Source organism: Arthrobacter oryzae (assembly GCF_003634095.1).
Classification (GTDB): domain Bacteria; phylum Actinomycetota; class Actinomycetes; order Actinomycetales; family Micrococcaceae; genus Arthrobacter; species Arthrobacter oryzae.
In genome coordinates, this window is record NZ_RBIR01000001.1 from 86864 (window position 1) to 103532 (window position 16669).

At 68.2% G+C, this 16669-nt stretch carries 15 protein-coding genes; 11 read left to right on the forward strand and 4 right to left on the reverse strand.

The annotated features are described in order from the left end of the window. Positions 1-209 precede the first annotated feature (209 nt). Positions 210-1376, forward strand: a complete 1167-nt coding sequence (locus C8D78_RS00445) for a class I SAM-dependent methyltransferase (RefSeq protein WP_120949939.1) — start codon at positions 210-212, stop codon at positions 1374-1376. A 149-nt stretch (positions 1377-1525) separates the two neighbouring features. Further along, positions 1526-2728: an ROK family transcriptional regulator gene (locus C8D78_RS00450; RefSeq protein ID WP_120949940.1), complete on the forward strand. Its 1203-nt coding sequence runs from the start codon at positions 1526-1528 to the stop codon at positions 2726-2728. Between the two features lie 28 nt (positions 2729-2756). On the opposite strand, the gene C8D78_RS00455 is transcribed toward C8D78_RS00450, so the two are convergent. Further along, the gene (locus C8D78_RS00455; protein ID WP_120949941.1) at positions 2757-2954 is read right to left on the reverse strand and encodes a hypothetical protein; all 198 of its coding nucleotides are present in this window, start codon (positions 2952-2954) and stop codon (positions 2757-2759) included. Positions 2955-3363: 409 nt separating this feature from the next. Between C8D78_RS00455 and C8D78_RS00460 the strand changes: the two genes are divergently transcribed. Together C8D78_RS00460 and metE are read left to right on the forward strand one after the other, a co-directional pair. Further along, the gene (locus C8D78_RS00460) at positions 3364-4362 is read left to right on the forward strand and encodes a methylenetetrahydrofolate reductase (protein WP_120949942.1); all 999 of its coding nucleotides are present in this window, start codon (positions 3364-3366) and stop codon (positions 4360-4362) included. A 44-nt stretch (positions 4363-4406) separates the two neighbouring features. Then, positions 4407-6740: a 5-methyltetrahydropteroyltriglutamate--homocysteine S-methyltransferase gene (gene metE / locus C8D78_RS00465; RefSeq protein WP_120949943.1), complete on the forward strand. Its 2334-nt coding sequence runs from the start codon at positions 4407-4409 to the stop codon at positions 6738-6740. Positions 6741-6901: 161 nt separating this feature from the next. Here metE and C8D78_RS00470 read toward each other — a convergent pair whose 3' ends face one another. Beyond that, entirely contained in the window at positions 6902-7408 is a 507-nt protein-coding gene (locus tag C8D78_RS00470; protein WP_120949944.1) for a DUF2004 domain-containing protein, read from the reverse strand. Positions 7409-7506: 98 nt separating this feature from the next. On the opposite strand from C8D78_RS00470, the gene C8D78_RS00475 reads away from it, so the two are divergent. Further along, a complete protein-coding gene (locus tag C8D78_RS00475) occupies positions 7507-8904 on the forward strand; it encodes an aldehyde dehydrogenase family protein (protein ID WP_120949945.1) in 1398 nt (465 codons plus the stop codon). A gap of 15 nt (positions 8905-8919) precedes the next feature. Here C8D78_RS00475 and C8D78_RS00480 read toward each other — a convergent pair whose 3' ends face one another. Together C8D78_RS00480 and C8D78_RS00485 are read right to left on the reverse strand one after the other, a co-directional pair. Continuing rightward, on the reverse strand, positions 8920-9141 hold the full coding sequence (locus tag C8D78_RS00480) for a hypothetical protein (protein WP_120949946.1): 222 nt from the start codon (positions 9139-9141) through the stop codon (positions 8920-8922). Between the two features lie 99 nt (positions 9142-9240). Next, positions 9241-10161 carry a LysR family transcriptional regulator gene (locus tag C8D78_RS00485; RefSeq protein ID WP_120950613.1) on the reverse strand — a complete coding sequence of 307 codons (921 nt, stop codon included), beginning with the start codon at positions 10159-10161 and terminating at the stop codon, positions 9241-9243. A 348-nt stretch (positions 10162-10509) separates the two neighbouring features. Between C8D78_RS00485 and C8D78_RS00490 the strand changes: the two genes are divergently transcribed. The 6 genes from C8D78_RS00490 (at position 10510) to nrdI (ending at position 16664) form a co-directional block, all read left to right on the forward strand. Next, complete coding sequence (locus C8D78_RS00490) at positions 10510-11934, forward strand: NAD(P)/FAD-dependent oxidoreductase (protein ID WP_120949947.1); 1425 nt, start codon at positions 10510-10512, stop codon at positions 11932-11934. Further along, positions 11931-12707 (forward strand): DUF1365 domain-containing protein, encoded by a 777-nt coding sequence (locus C8D78_RS00495; RefSeq protein ID WP_120949948.1) that lies wholly within the window; start codon positions 11931-11933, stop codon positions 12705-12707. Before C8D78_RS00490 ends, C8D78_RS00495 begins: the two co-directional genes overlap by 4 nt. A 2-nt stretch (positions 12708-12709) precedes the next feature. Further along, complete coding sequence (locus C8D78_RS00500) at positions 12710-14182, forward strand: SAM-dependent methyltransferase (RefSeq protein WP_244208240.1); 1473 nt, start codon at positions 12710-12712, stop codon at positions 14180-14182. Then, complete coding sequence (locus C8D78_RS00505; RefSeq protein ID WP_120949949.1) at positions 14179-15417, forward strand: SAM-dependent methyltransferase; 1239 nt, start codon at positions 14179-14181, stop codon at positions 15415-15417. The genes C8D78_RS00500 and C8D78_RS00505 overlap by 4 nt, the downstream gene beginning before the upstream one ends. A 443-nt stretch (positions 15418-15860) precedes the next feature. Continuing rightward, the gene (gene nrdH / locus C8D78_RS00510) at positions 15861-16106 is read left to right on the forward strand and encodes a glutaredoxin-like protein NrdH (RefSeq protein WP_120949950.1); all 246 of its coding nucleotides are present in this window, start codon (positions 15861-15863) and stop codon (positions 16104-16106) included. 93 nt (positions 16107-16199) lie between these two features. Further along, positions 16200-16664: a class Ib ribonucleoside-diphosphate reductase assembly flavoprotein NrdI gene (nrdI, locus tag C8D78_RS00515; RefSeq protein ID WP_120950615.1), complete on the forward strand. Its 465-nt coding sequence runs from the start codon at positions 16200-16202 to the stop codon at positions 16662-16664. Positions 16665-16669 lie beyond the last annotated feature (5 nt).

The window sequence follows — 16669 nt, forward strand, 5'->3', positions numbered from 1 at the left end:
CCAGCATGACCGAGTGAGCAGGCGCGGGTTCAATTCCCGCCCCTGCCGCCTCGGCGGGAATCCGCATCCTGCAGGTCCGGACCGGTATCCGGTATAACGTAAAACGTGAGACATCAACCCTGCTGTGCAGCACCAGGGGACGGCGGACACGCCCCGGCTCACACCAGCTCTATGACCCAGGCCCAAGAAGAAACGGCGGCACAACGCGCGTGGCGGACACCAACTTCGAATCCCTCTTTGCCCGGCTGAGACGATTCCCGGACGTCGAGGCCGCCAACCTGCAGGCATGGGACGCCACGGACAAGCTCCTGCTGGAAACAGCGGTTGAGATGCACGCGGCCGCCATGCCGCACCCCGGGGCACGGCTCGCCGTGGTGGGGGACCGGTACGGGGCCCTGACCCTCGGAGCACTGACCCTTGGCGCACCAAACCTTGGTGAGGGCGGCGTCCGGGTCCATCAGGACCTCATCACCGGAGAGCGGGCGCTCCGGTCCAACGCGGACGCCTTGGGAATCGACGCAAATTTCGAACAACTCCCGTTGGGCGCGGAACTTCTGGATGGCGCCTCCTTGGTCCTGCTCCAGCTGCCCCGCTCCCTCGCGGAACTCGAGGAGATCGCCGACGCCGTCGCCCGCTACGCGGCGCCCGACGTTGTGCTGGTGGCGGGCGGCCGCGTCAAACACATGAGCCTGGGCATGAACGCCGTGCTGGCACGCTACTTCGAGGACGTCCAGCCCCAACTGGCCCGGCAGAAATCGCGGCTCCTGCTCGCCCGGCGCCCCAAGCCCGTCCCGGCCGTGCCACCCTTTCCGGTCACCGGGACGAACGAGGAGCTGGGGCTGGCCGTCTGTGCCCGGGGAGCCGTCTTCGCCGGCACCGGGCTGGATATCGGCACCAGGTTCCTGCTGGACTTCCTGCCGCAGATGCCCCCCGTCACGCATGCCATTGACCTGGGCTGCGGCACAGGAATCCTGGCCGCGATGTACGCCCGGGCCAACCCGGCGGCCCGCGTCACCGCCACGGACCGGTCCGCGGCCGCCATCGACTCGGCCCTCGCCACGGCCCGCGCCAACGGACTGGATGCCCGGATCGATGTCCTCCAGGACGACGCCATGAGCTCCCTGCCGGATGCCAGCGCCGACCTGATCCTGCTCAACCCGCCCTTCCACCTGGAGGCAGCCGTCCACGCCGGCGCCGGGATCAAGCTGATCGAGGCGGCCGGCAGGGTGCTCGCCCCCGGCGGGGAACTCTGGACCGTCTTCAACAGCCACCTGCACTACCGGCCTGCGCTCGAACGCCTGATCGGGCCGACCCGCGAGGTCGGCAGGAACCCGAAGTTCACCGTGACGGCGAGCGTCCGCGGACCGCACACCTGAAACATTCGGTTAGGACAGCGGATGTGTGGGCGCACGCCTGCACGTAACGTACGATTCTGACAAGTGCTGTGCGTGGCCAAAGACGTTTAGAGGTATCAGTGACCGAGATCCGGCAACCTTCGCCGAAGCGGGGAACCAACCTACCGAAGATGGGGGATTTCAACCTCACGGTCATCCTCGACGCCATCCGCCGCGCCCCGGGCGGCCTGAGCCGCGTGGAACTGGCGCAGATCGTCGGGCTGTCGCCGCAGACCATTTCCAACATTTCCCGCCGCCTGCTGGACCAGCACCTGATTGTCGAGGCCGGCAAGGAAGGCACCGGCCCGGGCAAACCGCGGACCATGCTGCGGCTCAATCCTGCGGGGATGTACGCCGTGGGCGTCCATCTGGACCCGGCCGTGCTCACGTTCGTGGTGCTGGACCTCCTCGGCGCCGTCGTCAGGCACTCACGGATCTCCACTCCTCCCGGCACCGATCCCCGGGCGATCATCGACACCATCGCCGCCGAAATCAGGGGGCTCATCGCGGATTCCGGGGTGGACCCGGCCCGGATCGCCGGGCTGGGGGTTGCCTCGCCGGGCCCCATCGACCTCAATGAGGGCGCGGTGGTGGACCCGCCGCTGCTGCCGGGCTGGGACCACGTCGGGCTCCGGGCCGCCCTGACCGCGGCCACCGGCCTGTCCACCCTGATGGACAAGGACGTGACCAGCGCGGCCGTGGCGGAAACGTGGGCCGGCGGCCCCAGCGGCGAGGGCAGCTTTGTCTTTATGTATATGGGCACCGGGATCGGCTGCGGGATTGTCCTAAATGACGAGGTGGTCCGCGGGACCTCGGGCAACGCCGGGGAGATCGGTCACATCATCGTGGACCCCGACGGTGCGCTCTGCGACTGCGGCCAGCGCGGCTGCGTGAAGGTCTCGGCCATTCCGCAGGTCCTCGTCGCGAAGGCCGAGGCCGCCGGGGTGCTGGATGGTCCGGGCCAGGTCCGGAGCGCGCCCGCAGTCCAGGAGCGTTTCGCCCAGCTGTGCGAGCTCGCCTACGGCGGCAACGAACAGGCCATGGAAATCATCGCCGGATCTGCCGTGCTGGTGGCCCGTGCCGTCTCGGCCGTCACCAACGCACTGGACGTCGAGCGCGTGGTGTTCGGCGGTCCGTTCTGGACGTGCCTGTCAGCGGCGTACCTCGAACAGATGCCCGGGCTTATTGAAGCCAACAGCGCCACCCGGAAGATTCACGGCATAGAGGTTGTGGGCACGGGCGTGGGGGACGACGTCGGCGCCGTCGGAGCAGCCTGCCTCGTGCTGGAACACACCTTGGCGCCCCGCTCGCAGCGGCTGCTCCTGGGAAGCTAATAGGAAGCTAGGGCGGGCCGGGCAGGAGTCAGTCGATGTCTTCTACCACCGTCCCGAAGGGGATGGTTGGGTCCAGATGCGCCTGATGGCCGTGTGGAAGGACGAGGATCCGGACTCCGTGCGTCTTCTCTGCGGCCGACTGCATGAGGACCGGCCGGACGGTGTTGATGAAACTCTCGCTCTTGCCGGCGAGGTACTCCTGGTAGCTGGCTGGAAGCTGAATCATGGCAACAGGATAGTCCTGACCGGAGGCGATGGGGAGGGCATCCGGGAGCGCGACCGGGCGACGGAATCGGCCCGGTGGGCGAACATAATTCCGCGGCGACCCACAAATAACCGTAAAGGTGCGTCTTAATTCGGACACCGACTTGAAGGGCCCCGAGATTGGGCCTTAGAGTTCTATACAAGTTACCTCAGTAACGTGTCAGCGATCCTCCGTTGACGGCTTGCCCCAGGGCGGCCCAGGAGGGTGTGGGTGCCCCCATGTGGGCCTGACATTTGCTCACGGACAACTTCGTATCAGGCGTAACAGTCGCGGCTGCGTCCTGCAGGAGTTCCCTCCGTGTTCCCCAAACTCAATTCACTGCCGGCACCCCTTTCCGGGCCACCGGCAGTGTTCACAGCCAAGGACGCAAATGTCACCACCAAGCCTTATCGACACCCATCCCAACCTGGCCGGCGCGGCGCCCGTTGCGCTGTCCTACGAGCTGTTCCCGCCGCGCTCCGCCGCCGCCGCCGAATCCCTCTGGACCACCATCGGTGAACTGGAAGCCACGGACCCGGACTACGTGTCCGTGACCTACGGCGCCAGCGGCTCCAACCGCAGCACCGCCGTCGAGCTCATCAACCGGCTCGTGCAGGAAACGACGCTGCGGCCCCTGGCCCACCTGACGTGCGTCGGGAACTCCCCGCAGGAACTGGCGGACATCATCGGCGAACTGCTCGACGTCGGTGTCCGCGGCATCCTTGCCCTGCGCGGCGACCGGCCCAAGGACGGCGCAACCCCGCCGCCCGGATCGTTGCGGTACGCCCAGGACCTGATTGAACTCATCCGCCGCGTGGAACAGCGCCGATCGGCGCTCCTGTGCGCCGGCAAGGTTGCCGTGGGCGTCGCCGCCTACCCGACCCGGCACCCGGAATCTCCCAGTGAGGCGCACGACGTCGAGGTCCTGCTGGCCAAGCAGCGTTCCGGCGCAGACTTCGCCATCACCCAGGTCTTCTTCCACACGGAGCAGTACGCCGACCTCCTGGCCCGGTCACGCCGTGCCGGAGTGACAATCCCGATCATTCCCGGCGTCATGCCGCTGACCAGCCTGCGCCGGCTCGCCCGCCTCGGCGAACTGACCGGCGTCGAACCGGCACCGGAACTTATCGACCGCCTCGCGGCAGCCGATACCGACGCCGAACGGATCAGGGTGGGCGTCGGGGCGACAGTCGACCTCGCCAATGCCGCCTTGGATGCCGGCGCCCCCGGCATCCACCTCTACACGTTCAATGAGCACGCCGCCGCCCTGGATGTGCTGGACAAACTCGCTCTACCCCGCCCGCGCAGCGGCAAGAACATCGGCAACCGGCACGGCGCCGGACGCGCCAGCGGGCTCCGCCGCGCCGCCAGCGGCCAGCTCGCCAGCTGATTGCCCCCTCGTCATCTGTCAACGACAAACTCCAAGGACCTCCCATGACTGAACAGCTCACCACCCCCTTCCCGTCCGCCTCGATCCTGGGCTACCCGCGCATCGGCCGCCGCCGCGAGCTCAAGAAGGCCATCGAGGCCTACTGGGCCGGCAAGATCGACGCCGCGGCCCTCGACGCCGCCGCCAAAGAAATCCAGCTCGGCACCGCCAAGCGTCTCCAAGGCCTCGGCCTGACCGAGGCCGCGGCCGTGCCCGGCACCTTCTCCTACTACGACCAGGTCCTCGACGCCGCCGCCCACCTCGGTGCCGTGCCGGCCCGCTTCGGGAACCTGCTCAACGCCGACGGTCAGCTCGACATCGACGGCTACTTCACCCTGGCCCGCGGCAACAAGGACCAGCAGCCGCTGGAAATGACCAAGTGGTTCGACACCAACTACCACTACCTCGTACCGGAAATCGGCCCGGAGACCGCCTTCTCACTGACCTCCAACCGGATCGTGGAGGAATTCGAGCACGCCCTGGCCAACGGTGTTGAGACCCGTCCCTACATCGTCGGCCCGGTCACGTTCCTGCTGCTGAGCAAGCCCTCCGACGACGCCCCGGCCGGCTTCAGCCCCCTGTCCCGCCTCGAGGACATCCTCCCCGTCTACACCGCGCTGCTCGGGAAGCTTGCCGCCGCCGGCGCCAGCTGGGTCCAGCTCGACGAGCCCGCCCTCGTGGTGGACCAGGACACCCCGGCCGAGGAAATCCAGGCGGCCGTCGCCCGCTCCTACGAGGTCCTCGCCGCCGCGGCCCAGCGCCCGCAGCTCTTCGTCTCCACCCCGTACGGCGCCCTCAATGGCCAGCTCGGAACCCTCGCCGCCACCGGCATCGACGCCCTGCACCTGGACGTCTTCAAGGGCGAGGTCCCGTCCGCGGCGGCCCTGGCCGCGCTGGGCAACAAGACCCTCGTCGCCGGCGTCGTGGACGGGCACAACATCTGGCGCAACGACCTCGCGGCCTCCGCGAAGAAGATCGCCGAACTGCAGAAGGCCGTGGCCAAGCTCGCCATCAGCACCTCCACGTCCACCCAGCACGTCCCGCACGACGTCGACGAGGAAGTCCAGCTCTCCGAGCAGCTGCGCAGCTGGCTGGCCTTCGCCGACCAGAAGGCCGTTGAGGTTGTCACCCTGGCAGGACTGCTGACCGACCCGGCGGCCGTCCAGCCGGCCATCGACGAGGCCACCCGCATCATCGCCTCCCGCGCCGAGGCCGAAGGCGTCCGCCGCGGCGACGTCCGGGCGCGCACCGCCGCCCTGACCGACGCCGACTTCAACCGCTCCGCCTACGCGGTCCGCGAAGCCGCCCAGGAAAAGGCGCTGCACCTGCCGCCGCTGCCCACCACCACCATTGGCTCCTTCCCGCAGACCGGCGAAATCCGCACCGCCCGGGCCCGCGCCAACCGTGGCGACCTCACCACGGAGCAGTACGAGCAGCTCATGAAGGATGAGATCAAACGCGTCGTGGACCTGCAGGAAGAGCTTGGCTTCGATGTCCTGGTCCACGGCGAGCCCGAGCGCAACGACATGGTCCAGTACTTCGCCGAGAACCTCGAAGGCTTCGACGTCACCGTGCACGGCTGGGTCCAGTCCTACGGCTCGCGCTGCACCCGCCCCTCCATCCTGTGGGGCGACGTCACCCGCAGCGCACCGATCACGGTGGAATGGGCCAAGTACGCGCAGTCCCTGACCAATAAGCCGATGAAGGGCATGCTCACCGGCCCGGTCACCATCCTGGCCTGGTCCTTCGTCCGCGACGACCAGCCGCTCGGCGAGACCGCCAACCAGGTGGCCCTGGCCCTCCGCGACGAAATCGCCGACCTCGAAGCCGCCGGCATCAAGGTCATTCAGGTGGACGAGCCCGCCCTGCGCGAGCTCCTGCCGCTGCGCAAGGCCGACCAGGCCGCGTACCTGGACTGGTCCGTGAAGTCCTTCCGCCTGGCCACGGCCGGCGCCGCGGACGCCACCCAGGTCCACACGCACCTGTGCTACTCCGAGTTCGGCGCCATCATCGACGCGATCGACGGCCTCGACGCCGACGTCACCTCGATCGAGGCGGCCCGGTCCCGCATGGAGGTTGTGCACGACCTCGAATCCCACGGCTTCGGCCGCGGCGTCGGCCCCGGGGTCTACGACATCCACTCGCCGCGTGTCCCGGGCGAACAGGAAGTCACCGAGCTGCTCAGCACCGCGGTCAAGCACGTCCCGTCCCGCCAGCTCTGGGTCAACCCGGACTGCGGCCTGAAGACCCGCGGCTACGCCGAGACCGAGGAGTCCCTGCGCAACCTGGTCACGGCCACCCGGACGGTGCGCGCAGAACTGCTCGAAGCCGCGAAGTAGACAGCCGCCCGAAGCAGGGCCTGAGTAAACGACGCCGGCCGGTCACCTCACGGTGGCCGGCCGGCGTCGTACGTTTTTAGTCATCGATTGCTGGGCAGACGCCCTTCCGGGCCCTCAAAAGGGCACGTGTGGAGCAGCCGATGCAGGGTGCGCCGGGCGAGTCAGGATTCCCAGAGGATTTCGTCGTCCACGACGCCGTCCTCATCGGCGGAGGCGACGAGGACCTCGTCGGTGAAGTGCTGGCCCAGCGTGAAGTCGAGGACGAAGTAGCGTTCCGGCTGGCCGGGGTAGATGCCCACGTGGCCCAGTTTGAGTGCCTTGAGGAAGACGTCGTCGGTGAGCTGGCTCTTGTCCTCGACGCCGAAGACCGTCCTGAGGTGCTCGTCCTTGATGGCGTTGCAATGGAAGTGGCGGTACTCCTGCGGGCTGGTGCCTTCCTGCGCCAGTTCCTCGGCGATCATCTCGCGGACCTGGTCCACGAGTTCGGGCAGGAAGCGCAAACGGTAGTCAACCTTATGCATGGCCGCTTCGTCGAAATGGTCATGCGCGTCGACATTCAGGTCAAGCTCCACGGTCTGGCCCGCCAGTTCATGCTTGGCGGTGAGATTGTGATCCCTTCCGTGGTTGAGCTCGACCTCGCCGAAGTGCTTGCTCGCTACCTTGTTCATATCTTCAACATAGTCCTGAAAACCGGTCCATTCCAGCGTTGTCAGGTTTTATCCGGCGCCGCAACGGCGGAGCCGCTGAAGGACTGTACATTGATCGAATGCAGACCGTAGCCTCTCCCGTCGCCCGCGCCCGCGCCCTGTTCGACGCCGGCACCACCCGCCCCGTGACCTGGCGGCTTGAGCAATTACGCAACCTCCGGCGCATGCTGGCCGAACGGCACGGCGAGTTCGCGGCGGCCCTCGCAACGGATTTGGGCAAGCACAACACCGAGGCGCAGCTGACAGAGATCGGCTTCGTTGCCGCCGAAACGGCGCATCTGGAGCGCCACCTGGAAGGCTGGCTGCGGCCCCGCCGTGTGCCCGTCCCGCTCCCGGTGCAGCCGGCCCGCGCGTGGACCGAACTCACCCCGCTGGGCGTCGTGCTCGTGATCGGGCCGTGGAACTATCCGCTGCAACTGCTCCTCGCCCCGCTGGCAGGGGCCCTGGCCGCAGGCAACGCCGCCGTGCTCAAGCCAAGCGAACACGCCCCGGCCACCTCCGCCGCCCTGGCCCGGTGGATTCCCGAATACCTGGCCGGGGCCGCCGAGGTGGTGGAGGGCGGCATCCCGGAGACAGCGGCGCTCCTGGCCGAACGCTTCGACCACATCTTCTTCACCGGGGGAGAAACCGCGGCCAAGGTGGTGATGCGGGCCGCTGCCGAGCACCTGACCCCCGTGACCCTGGAGCTCGGCGGCAAGTCCCCGGCCTATGTCGATGCCTCCACGGACCTGGCCGCGGCAGCCAAACGCATCGCCTGGGGCCGTTTCATGAATGCCGGGCAGACCTGCGTCGCCCCGGACTACGTCCTGGTCCGGGAGGAGGTCCAGGCGCCGCTGCAGGCCCAGCTGGTCAAGGCCATCACGGCGCTCTTCGGCACGGACCCGGCCACGAGCCCGTCCTACGGCCGGATTGTCAACGACCGCCACTTCGCCCGGCTCTCGGCCCTGGCCGACGCCAGCACCGTGGTGCACGGCGGACAGCGCGACGCCGGCGGCCGGTACTTCGCGCCCACCCTGCTTCGGCCGGCACCCGGGGACGCCGTCATGGCCGAGGAAATCTTCGGACCATTGCTGCCCCTGGTGGCCGTGCCGGGGCTTGACGAGGCAATCGGGCAGGTGAACGGGAGGCCCAAACCGCTGGCGCTCTACGTATTTAGCAAGGACCCGGCCACCCGCCGGGCCTTCGCCGAGCGGACCTCGTCCGGGGCCTTGTGCTTCGATGTTCCGGCGGCCCACCTGTCCGTCCCCGGGCTGCCGTTCGGCGGGGTCGGCGGCAGCGGCATGGGCGCCTACCACGGGGAACATTCGGTGCGGACGTTCTCGCATGAGCGTTCCACACTGGACAAGCCGCTGTGGCCGGACACCCTGGAACTGATCTATCCGCCGTACACCCGGACCAAGCAGCGGGTCATCGACGCTGTGGTCGCGCCCGTGAGACAAGGGAACCGGAAGCGCTGAGTGCCTGCCGCGCGGCTACCCCGCTTGCTCGCCCTCCCAGTCGACATTGACCCACCGCTGCCCTTCATCGTCCCAGGACTCGGTGTGCCCCAGCAGGGCAATATCGTCAAAGCTGACGTCGATGCCGTGCCCGCGGAGGGTCTCGCGAAGCTCCTCGGTGGCGGCGCGGACGGCCGCGGCGACTTCCTGGGGGTTGTCGGAGGCGACGGGGCGGGAGGCTGAATAGGTTCGGCTCATGGGCCCATCCTTATCGATCTGTCTCCGCATGGGAACCCCGGCGCGCCTGGTCCCTGCGCACAGTCCGCGCGCCCGGCCCCAAGTCCGCGCGCCTGGGCCTCAGCCGTTGCCTGTGGTTCCGAGCCGGTGCATCGTTTCGGCCAGCAGTTCCACGAACAGCTGGACCTGCGCGGTCCGCTTCTCATTGATGAGCAGGGCGAAGATATTCCGGGCCAGCCGGATTTCCGGAACATCCAGGACCACCACGCCGGCCGGACGGTGCCGCAGGGCAAGCTCCGGGACCAGGGCGGCGCCGAGTCCGGCGGCCGCCATTTCCAGGCTGGCGTGGAAGTCGTCGCTGTAGGCCACCACGCGCGGGTGCAGATTGCAGCTGGCGAAGAGGCGCTCGATCACCGTGGCGTCGGACGTGCCCGGGTGGTGCATGATCCAGGGCATGTCCGAGAGGTGGGTCGCCGCCACCTTGGAATCCGTGCCGATGCCCCAGGCCGCCGGGAGCACCACCCTGAAGTCGTCGTCGCCGATCCATTGCCGCTCCACGGTGTGCGGCCAGGCCAGGCCGGACTGTCCCACCTGGTACACCAGGGCGACGTCGAGTTCGCCGCCGGCCCGCAGGCCCTGGATGGTCTGGGCCGGCTCCGCGACCGAGACCCGCAGGTCGATGCCGAGCTTCTTCCAATCCGGGTTGCGCAGGATCGGCGGCAGCACATACGTGGCCAGGCTCGGGAAGATGCCGAGCCGCAGCTCCTGGCTTGTACTTTCCTGGGCCCGTGAGGCTGCGGCCATGAGCGCCTCGATGTCGGTGAGCACCTTGGCCGCGTGCCGGGTCATGACGACGGCGGCTTCCGTCGGCTGGATGCTGCGGGCCGCCCGCTGGAACAAGGTGACGCCGGTGTCACGTTCCAGTGAAGACATTTGCTGGGAGACGGCCGAGGCCGTGTAGCCGAGCCGCGCCGCGGCAGCCGCAAACGATCCAAGCCGGATCACTTCCACAAGGGTCCGCAGATGCACGGGGTTGATCAAGGGCTGCCCTTCGCCAGGTAGCCGGTCCACGGGGGCGGGACCGGAAATCCCGCTTCATTGTATCCGCCGCCCCGGCGGCCCGCCCGGACGCCCGCAGAGCGGGCCCGCAGAGAGTGCCCGGCGCGGCACGGCCCTGGTCAGGCGCTTATGCAGGAGAATCCGAGTTGCCGGCCCGGACGGGCGGGTGGACGGACGTACAGGGGGCCCATCAGACCCAGTCCGGCTCCCCGACTTAACGGAGCCAAAAAAAATGCCGGAATCCAACTCATCCGGCGGCCCGGCGGTGACGAATTGCCCATAAGACGTTTGGGCGGGACAAGTTTTGGACGAGACAACAGGAGCAGATCAGTGTCGCAAGCAGCAGGGATTCCGGCAGGCCGGCGGGTCGCCGTCATCGGCAGCGGAGTGGCGGGGCTGACCGCCGCCTATGTGCTGAACGGACAGGACCGGGTAACGCTCTTCGAGGCGGACTCCCGGCTCGGCGGCCATGCCCACACCCATGATGTGCCGCAGCCGAACGGGCCCACGCTGGGCGTGGACACCGGCTTCATCGTCCACAACGAACGGACCTATCCCACGCTGCTGCGCCTGTTCGCCGAGCTGGGAGTCCAAACCCAGGACTCCGAGATGAGCATGTCCGTCCGCTGCGACGGCTGCGGCCTGGAATACGCCGGCGCACGGCCCAAGGGGATCGGCATCATTCCCCGGCCGTCCACGCTGCTGCGCGGCCGCTACCTGCGGATGCTGCTGGAAGTCACCAGGTTCCACCGCCGGGCCCGCGCGCTGCTGGCAGAATCCCCGGCGGGACACGGCGCAACCCCGGGCACGGCCGGTACCGGTCAGGAGCTCACGTTGGGGGAGTTCCTGGCCCGGGAGAGGTTCAGCAGCTACTTCATCTCGCACTTCATGACCCCCGTGGTCAGCGCCGTCTGGTCCTGCGATCCCACTACCGCGCTGGCCTACCCGGCCCGGTACCTGTTCACGTTCCTGGGCCACCACGGCCTGCTCGGCGTCAAGGGCTCGCCGCAGTGGCGGACCGTCACCGGCGGCTCGCGCAGCTACGTCGACAAGGTCGCCGCGACCCTGCCGGACATCCGGCTCTCCAGCCCTGTCACCGCGGTACACAGGCACGCCGACGGCGTCGACGTCACCTCGGCGCGGGGCACGGAGACCGTGAACGAAACCTTTGACGCCGTCGTGATCGCCACCCACCCGGCTCAGGCCCTGCGCATGCTTGCGGATGCCTCGGCGGCGGAGCGGGACGCCTTGGCCGGCATGCCGTATTCGGTGAACCAGACGGTCTTCCACCGCGACCAAGCCGTGCTCCCGGCCAGCGCCAACGCCCAGGCCTCCTGGAACTACCGCCTGCCGTCCTGCGACGCCCGCCCGGACAAGGTCCTGGTCAGCTACGACATGACCCGGCTGCAGCGGCTGGAACCCGTGGACGGCGGCCGGTACATCGTGAGCCTGGGCGAATCCGACCTGATCGATGCCGCGACGGTCCTGGACCGGATGGTCTACGAGCACCCGCAGTACACCCCGGAATCGCTGAAGGCCCAGGAGCGGATCCACGGCCTCGGCGACGAGCGCGTGGCCTTCGCCGGCGCCTACCACGGCTGGGGATTCCATGAGGACGGCGCGCTGTCCGGCCTCAAGGCCGCCGCCAGGCTGGGCCGTGACTGGGACCGGCTCCCGGCCGCCAGCGGCGCTGTAAATTTGCGTGCCGTCGCGGTCGACCCGGACCTGCAGCCGGCCTCGGTGGAGGGGCCATGAGCGCCCGGTACGCTTTTCACCCGGCCGCCGTCGACGGCACCGCCACGGACCGGGCCGCTATCTACCGCACCACCATCTCGCACGTGCGGCGCTCGCCGCTAAAGAACGCCTTCACCTACCGCAGCTACAGCTGGTATGTCGACGTCGACCACCTCCCGCAGCTGCCGCGCCTGCTCCGGCCGCTGGCCGGCTTCCGGGTGGAGGACCATCTGGGCGACCCGGACGGCACCCTGCGCGGGAACGTGGAACGCTACCTCGGCACTCAAGGCATCCGGCTCGACGGCGGACGCATCACGATGCTCGCCAGTGCCCGGGTATTCGGCCACGTGTTCAACCCGCTGAGCGTGTTCTGGTGCCACGACGCCGTGGGGAACCTGCGCTGCGTCGTCGTCGAGGTTCACAACACGTACGGCGAGCGTCACTGCTACCTTCTGGAAACGGACGGCGCCGGCCGCGCGAGCGTCCCGAAGGCGTTTTACGTCTCGCCGTTCAACGACGTCGAGGGCCAGTACCGCATGAAGCTCCCCGAACCCGGTGACCGTCTCGCCGTATCGGTGGTCCTGGAGCGGGAAGGCCACCAGCCCTTCATCGCCACCATGGACGGCGTCCGCCACGAAGCGACCTTGCGGAACATCCTGTCCGCGGCGCTCGCGGTACCCCTCGCCCCGCTGCGCGTCAGCACACAGATCCGCTGGCAGGGCATCCGGCTGTGGGCACGCCGCCTGCCCATCATCAAGAAACCACACCACCCTTCACAGGAGGCAGTTCAGTGACAATGACAGAAGCGACCGGATCCGGGACGGGGCGGGCCCAGGACACCACACGCAACAGCGCCGAAAACAGGGCCGTGCCCTACACGGTCCCGCAGCCGCCGGTCACCATTGACGCAGCCATCTGGCCCAGCATCGCCACGGTGCCCTCGAGCCTCAAAGCCCGGCTGGCCGGGCGCGCCGCGGACGCCATCTTCAAGGCCGCCGTGCGGAGATTGCCACTGGAGGTCCGCTACCCGGACGGCGCGGTCCTGGGCAAGGCGCCGCAGGGCCAGGCAGCACTGGTGCAGCCCGCCCCGGGCGAAGCAACAGACAGCGCCGCCTACCCCGTCATGACCATCAACCGGCCGGAAGCCTTCGCCACCCGGCTGGGCGACGGCGGCCTGATCGGCCTGGGCGAGTCCTTCATGGCCGGTGACTGGGACGCCGACGACCTCACCGCCGTCATGGAGGTGTTCGCCTCCCGCGTCGGCACGCTGGTGCCCGAACCGCTGCAGAAGCTGCGCGGACTCTACCTGCCGCGCCAGCCGCGGAAGGAGCGGAACACCGAGAAGAACACCCGTTCGAACATCTCGCGGCATTATGACCTCTCCAACGAACTCTTTGCCTCCTTCCTGGACCGCACCATGACGTACTCCAGCGCCCTGTTCCCGGAAAGCGGCGACGCCCTGCGGAACGTGGCCTGGGATGGACTGGCCGCCGCGCAAGAGGCCAAGATCGACCGGCTGCTGGACAAGGCTGGGGTGAAGGACGGCACCCGCGTCCTGGAAATCGGCACCGGCTGGGGCGAGCTCGCCCTGCGCGCCGCCGCCCGCGGCGCCACGGTCTACTCCGTCACCCTCTCCAGCGAACAACAGGAACTGGCCCGCAAGCGCGTGGCAGACGCCGGCTACGCCGACGCCGTCACGATCGAACTCAAGGACTACCGCGCCGTGGAAGGCGAGTACGACGCCATCGTCTCGGTCGAAATGATCGAGGCCGTCGGCTTCGAATACTGGGCCACCTACTTCCAGACGATCGAGCGGGTCCTGGCCCCCGGCGGCAAGGTGGCCATCCAGGCCATCACCATCGCCCATGACCGGCTCATGGCCACCCGCACCAGCTACACGTGGGTGCACAAATACATCTTCCCCGGCGGCGTCATCCCCTCGGTCCGCGCCATCGAGGACATCACCGGGAAGCAGACCGGACTGCGTGTGCGCGAGCGCCTCGCCATGGGCGAGCACTATGCGCAGACCCTGCGCCTGTGGGAGGAACGGTTCATGGCCCGCGCGGACGAGGTCGGCGCCATGGGCTTCGACGCGGTCTTCCAGCGGATGTGGCTGTTCTACCTGTGCTACTCCCGGGCCGGGTTTGAGACGGGGTATCTCGACGTGCAGCAGATCGTCCTCGACTCTGCCTATACGAACAACGCCCCCACAAAGAGCGCCGGCGCCAAGAGCGCGGCCAAGGGGGCAGCGAAGGGAGCCGCGGCATGACGGCACAGCTCGCGGAGACCATTGCCGAGGTCCTGCGGCCCGTGGTGGGCGGGGAGCTGCCGGTCCGGCTCGTGGTCTGGGACGGCAGCGAGGCAGGACCGTCCGGCGCGCCGGTGGTCCGGCTGAACTCCCCGGACGCCATCCGACGCCTGCTCTGGGCGCCGGGGGAGCTGGGCGCGGCGCAGACCTACGTCACCGGCGAGCTCGACGTCGACGGCGACCTCAACTCCGCGCTGGAGCACCTGTGGAAGGTGGTCCGGGACCGCGGCCTCGCCGGCATCCGCCCGACGCCGGCCCTGCTGGCCGGCGTCGCCAGGATCGCCGCGGCCGCCGGGGCCCTTGGCGCGCCGCCCCAGCCGCCCGCCAGCCAGGCGCGGGTCAGGGGTCGGCTGCACAGCGTCCTGCGCGACCGCGCCGCCATCAGCCACCACTATGACCTCAGCAACGACTTCTACGCCCTGATCCTGGACCCGCAAATGGCCTACTCCAGCGGCTACTGGACCGACTCCACCCCCGGATATGGCCTCGAGGACGCCCAGCGGGACAAGCTGGACCTCGTCTGCCGCAAGATCGGCCTGGCCCCGGGCATGCGGATGCTCGACGTCGGCTGCGGCTGGGGCTCGCTGAGCCTGCACGCGGCGCAGCACTACGGCGTCGACGTCGTCGGCGTCACCCTCTCGGTGGAGCAGAAGGCGTTCATCGACGCCCGCATCAAGGAGCGCGGGGTGGAAGGCCGCGTCGAGATCCGGGTTCAGGACTACCGCGAGATCCCGGACGGCCCGTTCGACGCCGTCGCCTCCCTCGAGATGGGCGAGCACGTCGGCCAGCGTAACTACCCCGTCTACGCCTCCGCCCTGTTCGGCAACGTCGCACCCGGCGGCCGGGTGCTGGTCCAGCAGATGTCGCGGCAGGGCAAACATCCCGGCGGCGGCCCGTTCATCGAGTCGTTCATTGCCCCGGACATGCACATGCGCCCGGTGGGGGAGACGCTGGGCTTCCTCGAGGGCGCGGGCTTCGAGGTGGAGGGCGTGCAGGGCATGCGCCGGCACTACGTCCGCACGCTGGAGGCCTGGTACGCGCAGTTCGAGGCTAACCACGACGCCGCCGCCGCCATGATGGGCGAGGAAATCGTCCGCGTCTGGCGGCTGTACCTGGTGGGGGCGATGCGCAGCTTCGCCGAGGCCCGGATGGGCGTGGACCAGATCCTCTGCAGCCGGCCGGATTCGCTCGGGTAGCTTCCTGCGGCGCCGGCCGGGGCGGACTGTGAGGACACCGGTGTTAGAACAATCACGATCGAATGAGGCGGGCACCACGGTGCCCGCCTCATTCGTGTGCCCGGACACCACATGTAGTGGTTGGCGCCACGGTCCGGCGGTTCCCGAAAAGACGCGCGACACGCCGTCTGCGGTGCGACACGCGGGGGTGATTAATGTGGCTAACTACTCCACAGGGTGTGGATTACGTCCCCCAAAATGGCGGAAATCCGGACATTTGGAGGGCCCCCTCCTGTGGATTAACGGTGGGTTAAATGACATACTTGTAATACATCATCTTGGGGTCCGCGTGAGGCTCTTGCACTACATGTAGTATCGACATACAGTTCCAGCAGAGCATCAGCGAGGGACATCCGGGGCCGGGATAGCGCCCCACAGAAGACTTCAACAAAGGGGACAGGACCATGACCGTTACGGTTTACACGAAGCCGGCCTGCGTGCAGTGCAACGCGACCTACCGCGCGCTGGACAAGAAGGGCATCGCCTACCAGAGCGTCGATATCTCCCAGGACGCGGAGGCCCTCGAACGCCTGAAGTCCCTGGGCTACATGCAGGCTCCCGTGGTGGTCACGGACCAGGACCACTGGTCCGGTTTCCGTCCGGACAAGATCGAAGAACTGGCGCAGGCTTCCGCCGTCGCTGTAGCCTGAAACGCTCCGGACGCCGCTACCAGGCAAGGTTTCACGGTAGATGAGGTGAGTCCAATGGTTGCCCTGGCAACAACTGATGATCGGGTGGCCGCAATGGCTGACAGCGGGGAAGCGGTCAGCACAGCGGCTCCCGAGCTAACGCACTGCCGCCTCATCTACTTTTCCTCCACCTCCGAAAACACGGCACGCTTCGTTGCGAAGCTGGGCATCGACGCCGCCAGGATCCCCCTCTACCCGAGGGACGCTCCGCTGGCGGCCCGGGAGCCTTACGTGCTGGTGCTGCCGACCTACGGCGGCACCGGGGGAGAGGGATCTGTTCCAAAGCAGGTCATCAGGTTTTTGAACGACCCGGGCAACCGGAAGCTGATCCGCGGAGTGATCGGCGCAGGGAACACCAACTTCGGGGACAACTACTGCATGGCCGGCGACATCATCGCCGCCAAGTGCAAGGTCCCGCACCTATATCGCTTCGAACTCATGGGGACGCCGGAAGACGTCGACCGCGTACAACAAGGATTGGAAGAGTTTTGGACACGACTGTCGCAGACACAGCAGTAACCGAG